The organism is Bradyrhizobium sp. 4 (assembly GCF_023100905.1).
Lineage (GTDB): Bacteria > Pseudomonadota > Alphaproteobacteria > Rhizobiales > Xanthobacteraceae > Bradyrhizobium.
Window position 1 is genome coordinate 3,657,604 of the sequence record NZ_CP064686.1, and the last position, 14,606, is coordinate 3,672,209.

A 14,606-nucleotide genomic window follows, 5' to 3' on the forward strand; every position below is an offset into this window, starting at 1 on the left:
CCGGGCGGTTTCAACAGTTTTGTTCGCTTTATTCGCCGCCGCCGAAGCGGCGCGACCACCAGCCGGCACGACGCGGTGCGGCCGACGTTTCGCTTGCCGCTGCGGGCGCGGGCTCCGGAGCCGGTGCGGCAACCGGCTCGGGCGCCTGAGCAACCGGCGCCGGTTCACTCTGGCTGCTCGACAGGAAGCTCACCTTTTCCCGAACCGTCGAACGGCGTCGTGCGGCCTTGTCGTCGGCATGCTCTTCGTCCGCGGCAGCAGGAGCCGGCTCAGGCCGGGTCGTTGCCTCGATGCTTGCCTCGATCTTTGCCGCGGCGCGCGGCTCTGGCTGGGCGACCTGCGGCTGCGAGGTGTGCTCGGCCTGCGCGATCGAGGGCGCAGCCTCGCCGCTGAAACCGTCGAAATCGGCGACTGCGTCGGTCGCTTCCGACGGCGCATTGGCCGCGAGCTCGTCGCCGATGGAGCCGGCGAGACCTTCCTCGCCAGGACCACGCCGGCGGCGTCCGCCACGGCGACCACGCCGGCGGCGGCGGTCCGCGCTGCCCTGCTGCTCGCCACGGGCTGCCTGGTCCTCGCCTTCCTCGCCGTCCGGCTCGGCCTCGGCATCCTCTTCGCCTTCGCCGGCCGCCATGGCCGTCTCGGCAAGAGCGGGAGCGCCATCCTCGCGCGTCTCCTCGTCGCGCGGGCCACCGCGACCGCGGCGACGACGGCGACGCTTGCGGCGCTGGCTGTCCTGCTCGGTAGCGTCGCCTGCGGTCTGCTCGCCTGCGGTCTGCTCCTCGGCGAGACCTTCGGTCTCCTCGGTCTCGACCTCGGATTCGGTCTCCGGATCGAATTCCTCGTCGTCATAAGCCTCTTCGACCAGGGGCGGCGGGCTTGCGGCCGCCTGCGCCGCCAGCAGAGCCTTGGCGGCTTCCAGCGTATGCACCTGCTCGCCGCGGTCGATGACATAGGCCTGAGGTCCGTTGACGCTCGGGTCGGCGATGACCGCCAACGTGACCTTGAAGCCGTTCTCGAGGTCGCGCAGATGGCCGCGCTTGTGGTTCAGCACATAGAGCGCGACGTCAGTGCGGGTGCGGACCACCAGATTGTGGGTCGCGCCCTTCATCAGGATCTCTTCGAGGCCGCGCAGCAATTGGAGCGCAACCGAGGACACCGAGCGCACATGGCCGGTGCCGCCGCAATGCGTGCAGGGATCGGTCGAGGACTCCAGCACGCTGGCGCGGATGCGCTGGCGCGACATCTCGAGCAGCCCGAAATGCGAGATGCGTCCGACCTGGATCCGCGCGCGGTCCTGCCGGAGGCAATCGGACATCTTGCGTTCGACCGCGCGGTTGTTGCGCTTCTCGTCCATGTCGATGAAGTCGATGACGATCAGGCCGGCGAGGTCGCGCAGCCGAAGCTGACGGGCGACCTCCTCAGAAGCCTCGAGATTGGTCTTGAGCGCGGTGTCCTCGATATGATGCTCGCGCGTCGAGCGTCCGGAGTTGACGTCGATCGAAACCAGCGCTTCGGTCTGGTTGATCACGATGTAGCCGCCGGAGCGCAGCTGCACGGTCGGCGAGAACATCGCATCCAGCTGGCTTTCGACGCCCATGCGCGAGAACAGCGGCTGGCCGTCGCGATACTGCTTCACCGCGCTCACATTGGCGGGCATCAGCATCTTCATGAAGTCGCGCGCTTCGCGGTAACCGGATTCACCGGCAACTGAGATCTCGTCGATCTCCTTGTTGTAGAGGTCGCGCAGCGAGCGCTTGATCAGCGAGCCTTCCTCGTAGACGAGGGTCGGGGCCTGCGACTTCAGCGTCATGTCGCGCACCGTCTCCCACATCCGGATCAGGTACTCGAAATCGCGCTTGATCTCGGGCTTGGTGCGGGCGGCACCCGCGGTGCGCAGAATGATCCCCATGCCCTCGGGCACGTCGAGATCCTGCACCACTTCCTTCAGGCGCGAACGGTCCTGCGCGCTCGTGATCTTGCGGCTGATGCCGCCGCCGCGCGCGGTGTTCGGCATCAAGACGGCATAACGGCCGGCGAGCGAGAGGTAGGTCGTCAGCGCCGCGCCCTTGTTGCCGCGCTCTTCCTTGACGACCTGCACCAGCATCACCTGGCGGCGCTTGATGACTTCCTGGATCTTGTACTGGCGGCGGGGACGGAAAGTGCGCTCCGGCACTTCCTCCAGCACATCGTCGCCGCCGACGGATTCAACGACGTCCTCTTCGGCTTCCTCGTCGTCCTCGTCTTCGTCGTCATCCTCGGCCGTGGCTTCGAATTCGTGATGCGGAGGCTCCGCACTCTCGCCTGCGGCGTACACGGCGTCGGCAGGCTCAGCAGCCGATGTCACGGCCTCGGCAAGGTCGTCGGCGTGTGCGTCGGAGGCAACCTCCTGCGGCTCGGCAACGGCCTCGGTGGCGACCGCGGGCTCGGCGGCGATCGCTGCGACAGGCGCCGGTGTCTCGTCGGCATGATCATGGTCGTGGTGGTCGTGCTCGCCATGATGATCGTGCTCGTGATGATCATGGGCGTGATGATCGTCACCATGGGCATGATGATGGTCGTCGTGGTCATGCCCTTCGTGGTCATGTGCTTCGTGGCCGTGATCATGATGATCGTGGCCTTCGTGCTCGCCGTGATGCTCTGCGCCGGCGTGCAGGTGCTCGCCCTCGTGCGACGCGCCCTCGGGCAGGGCCTCGCCCTGGACCTGCCGGGCCGCGGGATCGCTGCCTTCGACGATTTCGCTGCGGACGCGCTCGCCATGACTACGACGGCGGGAATTGCGGTGGCGGGAGCGACGGCGACCCTGGGAGCGGTTCTCGCTCTCTTCCTCGGCCTCGCGATGGGCCTGCTCCTCGGCTTCGATCAGCGCCTGCCGGTCGGCAACCGGGATCTGGTAGTAGTCGGGATGGATTTCGCTGAAGGCGAGGAAGCCGTGGCGGTTGCCGCCATATTCGACGAAAGCGGCCTGGAGCGAGGGTTCGACCCTTGTGACCTTGGCGAGGTAGATATTCCCGCGCAGTTGCTTGCGTTGCGCGGTCTCGAAATCAAACTCTTCGACGCGATTGCCGCGGACCACGACGACCCGGGTCTCTTCCGGGTGGGTGGCATCGATCAACATCTTGTTGGGCATGTCTTAACTCTTGGCGGCGGCGGGCGCGATTCACCGTGGGCGCCATCAGCGCTGCCGGGTGACGCGACGGTCCACCTGATTCGGGGGTGAGGGGAAGGCCGAAACGCCGTCTCTCGCGCCTTGCCGAACCGGAAGCCGGAGGACCAAAGCGGCGCGCGGAATTTTCACTCCGCAGCGTCGCGAATGGTCCTTCGGAATTGGTCGGCACAGTCTGGCGCATCAAGCGTCGGCCCGTATGAAACATTGGGCGGCGGGGCCGCCCCTCAATCAGTTGCTGTTGGCCAGGCATGGCGCGAGCGCGCTCGCCTTGGGTATTACGAACCGTTCCCTTGGGATTAAGGGACCGGGTAACGGGTCGCGCCGCTGTCAGAACCGTCCCGGAAACGTGGTGGTAACCGGGGACCGTCCGCCGCCGGAGCTTGCCCCGTCCACCTCGCTGCCGCGCACCGCGCTGGACTTAGAGGGGAACGGAAAACGCTGGAATTCCCAAACCTTGAGAGTTCCGGCGCTGCACCGGGAGGCTGAATGCGACACAACCGGAAATATCGGCCGTCAGCATTCCGTACATACGTGGATTGGGCCATCCGTGCAAGGAGCGTCGCACGGCGGTCACAGTCAGCGAGTTTCGCGTGTCCGTCATTAAGGATCGTTTAACCCTGTGGTTCTATTGCGTTAAAGAGGCTGCTCGGAGGCACGGAATCGGTGGCGAGCCGCGCAAATCAAAGGATCCTGCTGGGATGCGTGCTGCTCTGCGCGGCGGCATTGCCGTGTGCTGATTCCTCGCGCCTGAAGGCTGCGGAAAGTCAGCCTCAACTCCCTGTTGCATCAGCGAATTTCCCGACGGCCTCGGCCGCCCGGCTGGCCGGCGACGGCCGGCAAACGCGCTTTGTCCTCGACATCGACCAGACCGTGACCTTCCGCGCCGTCACCTTGGCTGACCCGTACCGGGTGGTGGTCGACGTGCCCCAGCTTAATTTTCAACTTCCCGCCGGCACCGGTTCCGGCGGACGCGGACTGGTCAAGGCCTTCCGCTATGGGCTGGTGATGCCCGGCGGCTCCCGAATCGTGTTCGACCTGACCGGCCCGGCCAAGATCGCCAATTCCTACGTGGTGGAGGCTGCCAACGGTCAGCCGGCGCGGCTGGTGCTCGAATTGGAGGAGGTCGAGCGCACCGCCTTCGTGGCGTCGTTAGCTCCGGAAAACCGCCCTGAGCTGCGGCCGGCAATTGCCGATCCGCCGCCCGCGACGGTTCCGGCATCTGCGCACCCTGAAGCCGGGCAGAAGGCCGATGGCCGCGCGGTGGTCGTCATCGATCCCGGCCATGGCGGCATCGACAACGGCACGCAGTCGAGCGGCGAGAGCGAGAAGAATCTGGTGCTGGCCTTTGGCCTGGCACTGCGCGAACGGCTGGAAAAGACCGGCAAATATCGCGTGGTGATGACCCGAGACGACGACACCTTCATCCCGCTTAACGACCGGGTTAAAGTGGCTCGCAGCCTCAAGGCGGCGCTGTTCGTCTCGATCCATGCCGACGCGCTGCCGCGCGCCGAGGGCGATGCGCAGGGCGCGACCATCTACACCTTGTCCGACAAGGCCTCCGACGCCGAGGCGCAGCGGCTGGCGGATGCGGAAAACCGGGCCGACGCCATCGCCGGCTTCAACCTCGCGGAGGAGCCGACTGATGTCGCCGACATCCTGATCGATCTCACCCAGCGGGAAACCCGCACCTTTTCAAGTCGTTTTGCGCGCCTGTTGATGGGCGAAATGAAGTCGACCGTGCGGATGCACAAGCATCCCCTGAAGTCGGCCGGCTTCCGGGTGCTGAAGGCGCCCGACGTGCCATCGGTCCTGGTCGAGATCGGTTACGTCTCCAACAAGGGCGACCTCGAGCATCTGGTCTCCGAGGGATGGCGTTCGCGTGCCGTGGGCTCGATGGCGCAGGCGATCGACGGGTTTTTGGCCAAGCGGATGGCCACGGCCGGATCGTCCAATTGACGACCGGAGGATCGTCGAATTGAGAGTGATTTTCCGTCCCGCCGCAAAAGCCCTAGTTTGGCCACAGCGGGCGCTTTATAAAAACGCCGCAGGGGGTTCCGGAATCGGCGAGAACCCCGCTCGGCAAGCGTCGTGGGTCCGGCACTGATAGTATTGAGTAAGGCCGGTGAATTCGCGATGGTTTGGTGCCTGTTTTCGGTGCCAAGGGCTGATCTTAAGCTGGTCTTGGGCTGATCTTTGGGCTGATCCAGAGTTTGAACGGATAAACAGATAATGCGCTTGCTGGTGCGGTTCATGGGCTTCCTGTTCGCCGCGGGAACGGTGTTGTTCCTTGTCGGGGTCGGTGCCATCGCAGGCCTGATCTGGCATTTCTCCAAGGACTTGCCGGACTACTCTCAGCTTCAGGATTACGAGCCGCCGGTGATGACCCGCGTGCACGCGACCGACGGCTCGCTGCTCGGCGAATACGCCAAGGAGCGGCGGCTTTACCTGCCGATCCAGGCGGTGCCGAAGCTCGTGATCAACGCTTTCCTCGCGGCCGAGGACAAGAATTTCTACGAGCATGGCGGCATCGACTACACCGGCATGGCGCGCGCCGGCGTGGTCTACATCCAGAACTACGGATCCAATCGCCGCCCGCAGGGCGCTTCCACGATCACCCAGCAGGTCGCCAAGAACTTCCTTCTGACCAACGAAGTCTCCTTCGCCCGCAAGATCAAGGAAGCCTTGCTGGCGATGCGGATCGAGAAGACCTACTCGAAGGACAAGATCCTCGAGCTGTATCTGAATGAAATCTATCTGGGCCTCGGTGCCTACGGCATCGCGGCTGCGTCGCTGGTTTATTTCGACAAGTCGGTGAACGAGCTGACGGTGGCAGAAGCGTCCTATCTCGCGGCGCTGCCGAAGATGCCCGCGACCCTGCATCCCGTCCGCAACCGCGACCGCGCCATCGAGCGCCGCAACTACGTCATCGATCGTCTGGTTGAGAACGGCTGGGTCAAGCAGGCCGACGCCGACAAGGCGCGCAAGGAGCCGCTGGCCGTGACCAGCCGTTCCAACGGCGCCCACACCTTCGCCGGCGAGTATTTCGCCGAGGAAGTGCGCCGCGACATCTTCGAGCGTTATGGCGAGAAGAAGTTGTACGAGGGCGGTCTCTCGGTCCGCACCACGCTCGATCCGAAGATTCAGGTCATGGCGCGCAAGACCATGGTCGCCGGACTCGTGAACTATGACGAGCAGCAAGGCTATCGCGGTGCCATCAGCAAGCTCGACATTTCGGGCGACTGGGGCGTGAAGCTCGCCGAGATCAAGTCTCTGTCCGATATCTCGCCATGGCGCATGGCGGTGGTGCTGGAGACCAGCGATCAGTCGGCGCGCATCGGCTTCCAGCCTAGTCGCGAACTCGGCGGCGCCATTAGCAAGCAGCGCGAGACCGGCCTCATCACGCTCGACGGCATCAAATGGGCAAGAGCGGCGTCCGGGGCTGCGAAGGGCAGGGCGGCGAGCGCGGTGTCGCAAGTGCTTCAGCCCGGCGACGTGATCTACGCCGATCCGCTGTACAAGGACGCTCAGCCTGTCGAGGGCCAGTACCGGCTGCGCCAGATTCCCGAAGTGTCCGGCGCGATGGTGGTGATGGACCCCTGGACCGGCCGCGTGCTGGCAATGGTCGGTGGCTTCTCGTTCGACCAGAGCCAGTTCAACCGCGCCACGCAGGCCTATCGGCAGCCCGGTTCGTCGTTCAAACCGATCGTCTATTCGGCCGCGCTCGACAACGGCTATACGCCCTCGACTGTCGTGCTCGACGCTCCGATCGAAATCGACCAGGGCCAGGGCGCCGGCGTGTGGCGGCCTGAAAACTTCTCCTCGGGCAAATTCCAGGGGCCGGTGACGCTGCGCAATGCGCTGCGGCAGTCGCTCAACACGGTGACGGTGCGCCTCGCCCAGGACATCGGCATGCCCCTGATCGGCGAATATGCCCGCCGCTTCGGCGTTTATGACGAACTGCCGAACTATCTCTCCTACGCGCTCGGCGCCGGCGAGACCACGGCGATGCGCATGGTCACGGCCTATTCGATGCTCGCCAATGGCGGCCGCCGGGTGAAGCCGACTCTGATCGACCGGATCCAGGATCGCTACGGCCACACCATCTTCAAGCACGACCAGCGCGAATGCCGCGGCTGCGACGCGCCGGGTGGTTGGAAGAACCAGAACGAGCCGCAGCTGATCGATCGCCGCGAGCAGGTGCTGGATTCCATGACCGCCTATCAGATCACAGAGCTGATGGAAGGCGTGGTCCAGGCTGGTACCGCGACCGTGGTCAAGCAGGTCGGCAAGCCGATCGCCGGCAAGACCGGCACCACCAACGAGGCCAAGGACGCCTGGTTCGTCGGCTTCTCGCCCGACGTCGCCGTCGCCATCTATATGGGCTACGACAAGCCGCGTCCGCTCGGCAAGGGTAACGCCGCGACCGGCGGCCATCTCGCAGCTCCCATCGCACGCGACTTCCTCCAGCTCGCGCTCGCCGACAAGCCGGCGGTCCCGTTCAAGGTGCCGGCCGGCATCAAGCTGGTGCGGGTCGTCGCCAAGTCCGGCATGCGCGCCGGTCCGGGCGAGACCGGCGGAACCATCCTCGAAGCCTTCAAGCCGGGTACGGCGCCGCCGGATAATTATTCCGTCATCGGCGTTGCCGATGCAGACGGCCGCATGCCGGCATCGCAGCAGCAGCAGCCGGATTCCGGTTTCTTCATGCGGCCGGGCACCGGCGGGCTGTACTAGGGCTTAGGACAAGACAGATGTTCGTCGCCCCGGCGGTTGCGCTTTGCAGCAGCCGCCGCTACATCCCGTTGTCATTAGACGCGGAACAATCCCGCGAGATCCGAGAATCACATGCGCGCCGAAATCGAACGGTTGGTAGAAGAGATCAAGCAGTCTGTCGGGCTGCTGAGGAGGCATCTTTGACGTCGAGAAATCGACGGCGCGCCTCGCTGAGCTGAACAAGCTCGCAGAAGATCCCAATCTCTGGAACGATCCCCAGAAAGCCCAGAAATTGATGCAGGAGCGCACCTCGCTCGAGGATGCGCTCTCCGGCATCGGCAAGGTCGAGCAGGAGCTCGAAGACGACATCGGCATGATCGAGCTTGGCGAAGCCGAGGGCGATGAGGGCGTCGTCAAGGAAGCCGAAGCCGCGCTGAAGACCCTCAAGAAGGAAGTCGCCCGGCGCGAGCTCGAGGCGCTGCTGTCGGGCGAGGCCGATAGTTTCGATTCCTATCTCGAAGTGCATGCCGGCGCCGGTGGCACCGAGAGCCAGGACTGGGCGCAGATGCTGCTCCGCATGTACTCGCGCTGGGCCGAAACCCGCGGCTTCAAGGTCGAGATGCTGGAAGAGTCCGAGGGCGAAGAGGCCGGCATCAAGTCCGCGACCATCCAGGTCTCTGGCCACAATGCCTATGGCTGGCTCAAGACCGAGGCGGGCGTGCACCGCCTGGTGCGGATCTCGCCGTTCGATTCCAATGCGCGGCGGCACACCTCGTTCTCATCCGTAGCTGTGTTTCCGGTGATCGACGACACCATCAAGATCGACATCAAGGAATCCGACGTTCGCGTCGACACCATGCGCTCCGGTGGTGCCGGCGGCCAGCACGTCAACAAGACCGAGTCCGCGGTACGGCTGACGCATATCCCGACCGGCGTCGCCGTGGTCTGCCAAGCCGGCCGCTCGCAGCACAAGAACAAGGCGCAGGCCTGGGACATGCTGCGCGCCCGGCTTTACCAGATCGAGCTGAAGCGGCGCGAGGAGAAGGCCGCCGCCGACCAGGCCGCCAAGACCGACATCGGCTGGGGCCACCAGATCCGCTCCTACGTGCTGCAGCCCTACCAGATGGTGAAGGACCTGCGCACGGGTGTGCAGACCTCGGACACCTCAGGCGTGCTCGGGGGCGATCTCGACGAGTTCATGGCCGCAACCCTGGCGCAGCGCGCCTTCGGCACTCCCGGCGCCGACATCGAGGACGTCGACTGATGCTCCGCATCGCCTTCATCGGGCTTGGGCGGATGGGCCATGGCATGGCCGGCCGCTATCTCGATGCCGGTTTTACGGTGACGCTGTGGAATCGCAGCAAAACAAAAGCGGAAGACCTGATCGCGCGCGGCGCGCTGTGGGCGACCTCGCCCGAGGACGCGGCGATCGACGCCGACGCCGTCGTGACCATGGTCGCCGATGACGAGGCCGCGCGTGCGGTCTGGCTCGGGCCCGAGGGCGCGGCCAAGACCGCGAAGGCCGGCACCATCGCGATCGAATGCTCCACCGTCTCCTATGACCATGCGCGCGAGATGGGCCGCGAAATGAACGCGCGCGGTCTGATCTATATCGATTGCCCCGTGACCGGATTGCCGGATGCGGCCGCGAGCGGAAAGCTGACGCTGCTCGTTGGCGCCGATGCGGCCGATCTCGAACGCGCGCGGCCCTATCTGACACCGATCGGTTCGACCATCCGCCATTTCGGCTCGGTCGGCTCCGGCACGGTCTACAAGCTGATCAACAATCTGATGGGCGCGATCCAGATCGCCGGCCTCGCCGAGGGACTTGCCATCGCCGAGCAGGCCGGGCTCGACATGAATCTGGTGCTGGACTCGATTCAGGCGGGCGTAGCCGCAAGCCCGCAGGTGCAACGACACTCCAAGCGCATGGTCGCCCGCGATTTTTCCGGCGCAACGTTCACGGCGGCGCTGCGGCACAAGGATGCCGCCTACGCGGTGAAGCTCGCCGAGAGCCTGCTGGCCGACAAGCCGCTGGTCGCGCGCGCCGCGGTGGAGGCCTACGCGCAGGCAAAAGCTGCGATGCCGGATGACGATGAAGGCAAGATGATCGAGCTGGTGTCGCGGCCGAAGAAAACGTCCTAGGTGTGGACTCATAAACTTCAGCTTAGCAACGCAAAGCGGAAGTCTCCGACCTTGAAGGTGTTCGGCGGCTTGTGACCCAATTCGGACCTGGACGGGCGCCGCTGTGGTTCAACTACGGAAGTCCTTTTGTCGCCGTAAAGGGATTGAACCCCCGTTCTGCAAGAGCAGCCCACGAAGCAGCTCCTAGGTGTGGCAATCGGAAATAGAGTCGTGGCTTGGCCGGATCGGTATCCAGCATGAACCCGGTCGGTAGCGCTCCAACACTTGTGGCGTAGAACCCGCCATCCGGCGACCTCTGGGATTCGATGACAGCGACCAACGATTTTGCCTCCGCAGTCCTGCCGAGCAATTTCAGCAAGAGAGCCATTTGGCTTGTCCCTTCGGTCCACACACCGTCTCGGTCTTCTCCGTAAGAAAAGCCCTCGTCGACCTTCATCCGCTGGTCGGCGGTATTAATGGCCGATGCAAATCTCATGGCCGCTCCGGGGAGCGCCGTTAAAGGCCAGACTTGAGCATCAAGGGCCAAAATCGGATTGCGCGTGACGCCATCTTCGGCGGTGCCTGCGGCGAAACAGCCGCATGCCGGATCCCACATCGTGTCGACGAAGAGCTCAGCAGCTTTTGCCAGGTCGCTCCAGTGCGGATCGCCTGTACGGGTTGCAAGAAGGCCAAACGCGGCGGCGAGGTCAGTGTTGTGTTCAGTCGATTTCCATGTCCGCAACTCGGGCGTCGGTTCGTGCCCAAACGTACCGCCCGTGAAACCGCCAGTCCCGCGCCTGTCGGCCCATTGCGCGACCCAGGTGCCAAGCCTTGCTGCACCATCGCGGAATCGAGAGCCGGTGTTCACATCATCAATCGACAGCAACGCCAACATGGCCCACGCGATGTTACCGTTATCGCTGCCCACCTGATATCGATCCTCTAACCACTTGTTGTGCGTGCTGTCCCACCACCCCGGAAGTTTGACAGGGCCATTCGCCACCACACCCGCGGCGTAAGCGTTCCGGAGCCGCCCATCATTCCAGGTCCGGTCGTTGTCGATGGCCCAGAGAACCGCCGCGCCGATCCGACGTGCTTTATCTTGCTCACCGCAACCGACCAATGCGATGGCGGCCACCGCATTATCATAAAGGTATGCGGCTCCATGCAGAGGCCCGGAGTCCACGGTCGGATAGCTGGGCAAGAACAGTGGCCCCGGCGGTGCCTTATCGATTAGACCAGCGAGATACCCGCATGCAGACGCTTCTGGTGTTGCTAGAGCCCGTCGTGGAGTGGCGACCACAATGATTATGAAAGTCGTTAGAATCCATACGAAGGATGCTGTTCGGGCCATTTGCCGTTCTCGGGGTGGACGCTGATCCTATACCCATTGGCGAGGTGTGGAAGTGGCCCGTTCGAGACCTGCCGGCCCGATCTGACCACGTCCGCTTATCTGGATAGACCGGAAGTCACTGCCTCTCGGGCAAACCGGCGCGAATGACCCGAACGAGACATTGGCGGGTGACCTTCACACCTATAGTATGATGCGATGCACATCCTTAATGAGATAGCTGATGCTTGGGGTTGGCGGGGGGGACGGCCACGTGCATTTGTCATGCAGAATGAATTTGGCAATGTGATCTTCACTGATGAAGACGGGCAATATTGGCGCATCTGCCCAGAGGAATTGACTTGCGAGGTTGTCGCGATCAACGGAGAGAACTTTGCAAGGCTGCAAGATACGGACGAATTCTTGAAAGATTGGACTATGCGCGAACTCGTTGAACAAGTTCGCACAACGTTGGGAATGCCAGATGCTCAGCGATGCTACTGCCTGAAAATCCCGGCCACCCTGGGCGGTGCTTACGCGCTCGCCAATATTGGAACTATCGATAGAGCAGAACTGATCTCATTCTCGGGCCACGTTGCGAAACAGATCAATGATCTTCCCGACGGTGCCCAGATCCGGCTAAAGATCACCGATTAAGCTTCAGAGTGTGGTACTCCCTTGTGCACACTTCTACTGTTCTCCAAACGCCAGCCGTCGCTGAACGAGAAGCGAAAGCGCGTTTCCCATGGCTCCAATAAGTCTGCATTTGGCCCTTAGCCGACCAGTTGGGGCGACCTCGCTGTGTCCGCAATTGAAAACTGAACGGACAAGGCGCCGCCTCCGCGGGCTGATCGGGTTTATGAGTTACGCGTCCTGGCCGGTCAGCATCGCGTGGGAGAAATTCGATCGCCCCATTCATTGTCGGGATCGGTTTCATAAACCGGCATTCATCGGAAATCGGGTGGCAATGTCCGCCATGTCGTATAAGCGACCGCCTTGGTCACTGATACGAGACACCATGCCCCCGAACCACAAACGGATCGACGCGCGCGACTGGTCGCTGCTCGCTGTGCTCTCGGTCCTCTGGGGCGGCTCGTTCTTTTTCAACGGCGCTGCGCTGCGGGAATTGCCGCCGCTCACGCTGGTGCTTTTGCGAGTTGCACTCGGATCGGCCATTCTGCTGCCGCTGCTCCGCATGCAGGGCATCAGTTTCCCCCGGGGCATAGCCGGCTGGAAGCCGTTCATCGCGATAGGGCTCCTCAACAATGTCATCCCGTTCTCGCTGATCGTGATCGGCCAGACTTTCATTCCAAGCGGGCTGGCGTCGATCCTGAATGCCACCACGCCGCTGTTCACGGTGATCGTGATGGCCGCGGCAGGCGAAGAGGCCTTACGGCTGCGCCGCGTGGCCGGCGTTGCCCTCGGGCTTGCCGGCGTGATCATCCTGCGCGGATGGGGCGTTGAAACACGGGCAGGGCAGGGGCTCGGCATCCTGCTCTGCCTCGGCAGCGCCTTCAGCTATGGCTTTGCGGCGCTAGCGGCGCGGCGGTTGTTGAAGGACGCAGCCCCGCTGGGGACGGCAGCATTTCAACTGATGGCTTCCACGGTGATGATGGCGATCGTCGCCGGCGCGATGGAGCAGCCGTGGCGTCTCCCGATGCCGGGCGCGACAACGTGGCTCGCTGTGCTTGGCCTTGCCGGCTTGTCGACGGCCCTCGCCTACATCGTCTTCTTCCAGATCCTGCGGCGCTCAGGCGCGACCAATGTGATGCTGGTGACGCTGGTCATTCCCGTCACCGCCATTCTTCTGGGATGGCTGGTGCTGGGCGAGCCGATCTCGATGCGCGAGATCGCGGGCGCGATCGCGCATTGCTGGTGATTGATGGGCGCGTTCTGAACCTGTTGCGGCGCGGCACATAGTTCCAGAGCCGCCGTTTCACCTCGCGGAAAATCGCGGCGCTTGCCAGCCGAGAGCCACCTTGCGACACTCCCAGCAAAACAAGACTACAAAACACAGGGGAGAGAACGATGCCGGGTCGTCGCAATAATTTTGCTGCCCTCGCCATTTTTGCTGCCGGCGTGCTCGTCACGACACCGGCCCTGGCGCAGAAGAAATACGATCCCGGCGCCACCGACACCGAAGTCAAGCTCGGCAATATCATGCCCTATAGCGGGCCGGCGTCGTCCTATGGCGTGATCGGCAAGACCGAGGCCGCGTTCTTCAAGATGATCAACGACCAGGGCGGCATCAACGGGCGCAAGATCAATTTCATCAGCTATGACGACGCCTATTCCCCGCCGAAGGCGATCGAGCAGGCGCGCAAGCTGGTGGAGAGCGACGAGGTGTTGCTGATCTTCCAGCCGCTCGGCACACCCTCGAACTCCGCGATCATGAAATACATGAACGCCAAGAAGGTACCGCAGCTCTTCGTTGCCTCCGGCGGCACCAAGTTCGGCGACCCCAAGAATTTCCCATGGACCATGGGATTTCAGCCGAACTACCAGAGCGAGGGGCGGATCTACGCGAAGTATATCCGTGACAAGTTTCCGAACAGCAAGATCGCGGTGCTCTGGCAGAACGACGACGCCGGCAAGGACCAGTTCAAGGGCCTGAAGGATGGGCTCGGCGACAAAGCCAATATGATCATCGCCGACAAATCCTATGAGGTCAGCGATCCTTCGATCGACTCGCAGATCGTTGCGCTTCACGATTCCGGCGCCGACATCTTCTTCTCATGGGCCGCGCCGAAAGGCTCGGCGCAGGCGATCCGGAAGGTCGGCGAGCTCGGCTGGAAGCCGAAATTCTTCCTTGCCAATACGGCTACGTCGATCGCCTCGGTGCTCAAGCCCGCCGGGCTCGACTATTCCAAGGACATCATCTCGACCGCATATCTGAAGGATCCGACCGACCCGACCTGGGACAAGGATCCGGCGGTCATCGCGTGGCGCACCTTCATGGACAAGTACTATCCCGAAGGGGACAAGACCAACGCCAACAACCTTTACGGCTACGTCCAGGCGGAGGCGATGGCGCAGGTGCTGAAGCAGTGCGGCGACAACCTCACGCGAGACAACGTCATGAAGCAGGCCACGAACCTGAAGGATTTTCACACCGACCTGATGCTGCCCGGCATCATGGTCAACACCTCCGCCGACGATTATTTTCCGATCGAGCAGATGCAGCTGATGCGCTTCAACGGACAGGCCTGGGAGCTGTTCGGCGACGTCATCACGGGCGAGGTCGGCCACGAGCGCGGACAGTAGTCAGCCCCATTT

General features: G+C 63.4%; 8 protein-coding genes and 1 pseudogene. 7 read left to right on the forward strand and 2 right to left on the reverse strand.

The window, feature by feature from the left end:
• Positions 1-28: 28 nt before the first annotated feature.
• Positions 29-3,127: a ribonuclease E/G gene (locus tag IVB45_RS16890; protein WP_247361254.1), complete on the reverse strand. Its 3,099-nt coding sequence runs from the start codon at positions 3,125-3,127 to the stop codon at positions 29-31.
• A 702-nt stretch (positions 3,128-3,829) separates the two neighbouring features.
• Between IVB45_RS16890 and IVB45_RS16895 the strand changes: the two genes are divergently transcribed.
• The 4 genes from IVB45_RS16895 (at position 3,830) to IVB45_RS16910 (ending at position 10,021) form a co-directional block, all read left to right on the forward strand.
• The gene (locus IVB45_RS16895) at positions 3,830-5,122 is read left to right on the forward strand and encodes an N-acetylmuramoyl-L-alanine amidase (protein ID WP_027569837.1); all 1,293 of its coding nucleotides are present in this window, start codon (positions 3,830-3,832) and stop codon (positions 5,120-5,122) included.
• 273 nt (positions 5,123-5,395) lie between these two features.
• Positions 5,396-7,897, forward strand: a complete 2,502-nt coding sequence (locus IVB45_RS16900) for a penicillin-binding protein 1A (RefSeq protein WP_247286227.1) — start codon at positions 5,396-5,398, stop codon at positions 7,895-7,897.
• Positions 7,898-8,008: 111 nt separating this feature from the next.
• Positions 8,009-9,140, forward strand: a protein-coding gene (gene prfB / locus IVB45_RS16905; protein WP_155809971.1) for a peptide chain release factor 2 whose coding sequence is annotated in 2 segments (ribosomal slippage) — positions 8,009-8,077 and positions 8,079-9,140 — 1,131 coding nt in all. Because the reading frame shifts where the segments join, the coding sequence is not laid out codon by codon here.
• Positions 9,140-10,021 carry an NAD(P)-dependent oxidoreductase gene (locus IVB45_RS16910; protein WP_247361253.1) on the forward strand — a complete coding sequence of 294 codons (882 nt, stop codon included), beginning with the start codon at positions 9,140-9,142 and terminating at the stop codon, positions 10,019-10,021. The genes prfB and IVB45_RS16910 overlap by 1 nt, the downstream gene beginning before the upstream one ends.
• A 112-nt stretch (positions 10,022-10,133) precedes the next feature.
• Here the strand turns inward: IVB45_RS16910 and IVB45_RS16915 are convergent, their stop codons facing one another.
• Positions 10,134-11,138, reverse strand: a complete 1,005-nt coding sequence (locus tag IVB45_RS16915) for a hypothetical protein (RefSeq protein WP_247361251.1) — start codon at positions 11,136-11,138, stop codon at positions 10,134-10,136.
• Between the two features lie 477 nt (positions 11,139-11,615).
• Here IVB45_RS16915 and IVB45_RS16920 point away from each other — a divergent pair, with 477 nt between their 5' ends.
• The 3 genes and pseudogenes from IVB45_RS16920 (at position 11,616) to IVB45_RS16930 (ending at position 14,594) form a co-directional block, all read left to right on the forward strand.
• Complete coding sequence (locus tag IVB45_RS16920; protein WP_197031197.1) at positions 11,616-11,987, forward strand: T6SS immunity protein Tdi1 domain-containing protein; 372 nt, start codon at positions 11,616-11,618, stop codon at positions 11,985-11,987.
• 361 nt (positions 11,988-12,348) lie between these two features.
• Positions 12,349-13,250, forward strand: a pseudogene (locus IVB45_RS16925) (DMT family transporter).
• A gap of 108 nt (positions 13,251-13,358) precedes the next feature.
• Complete coding sequence (locus IVB45_RS16930) at positions 13,359-14,594, forward strand: ABC transporter substrate-binding protein (protein ID WP_247361249.1); 1,236 nt, start codon at positions 13,359-13,361, stop codon at positions 14,592-14,594.
• Positions 14,595-14,606: the final 12 nt, after the last annotated feature.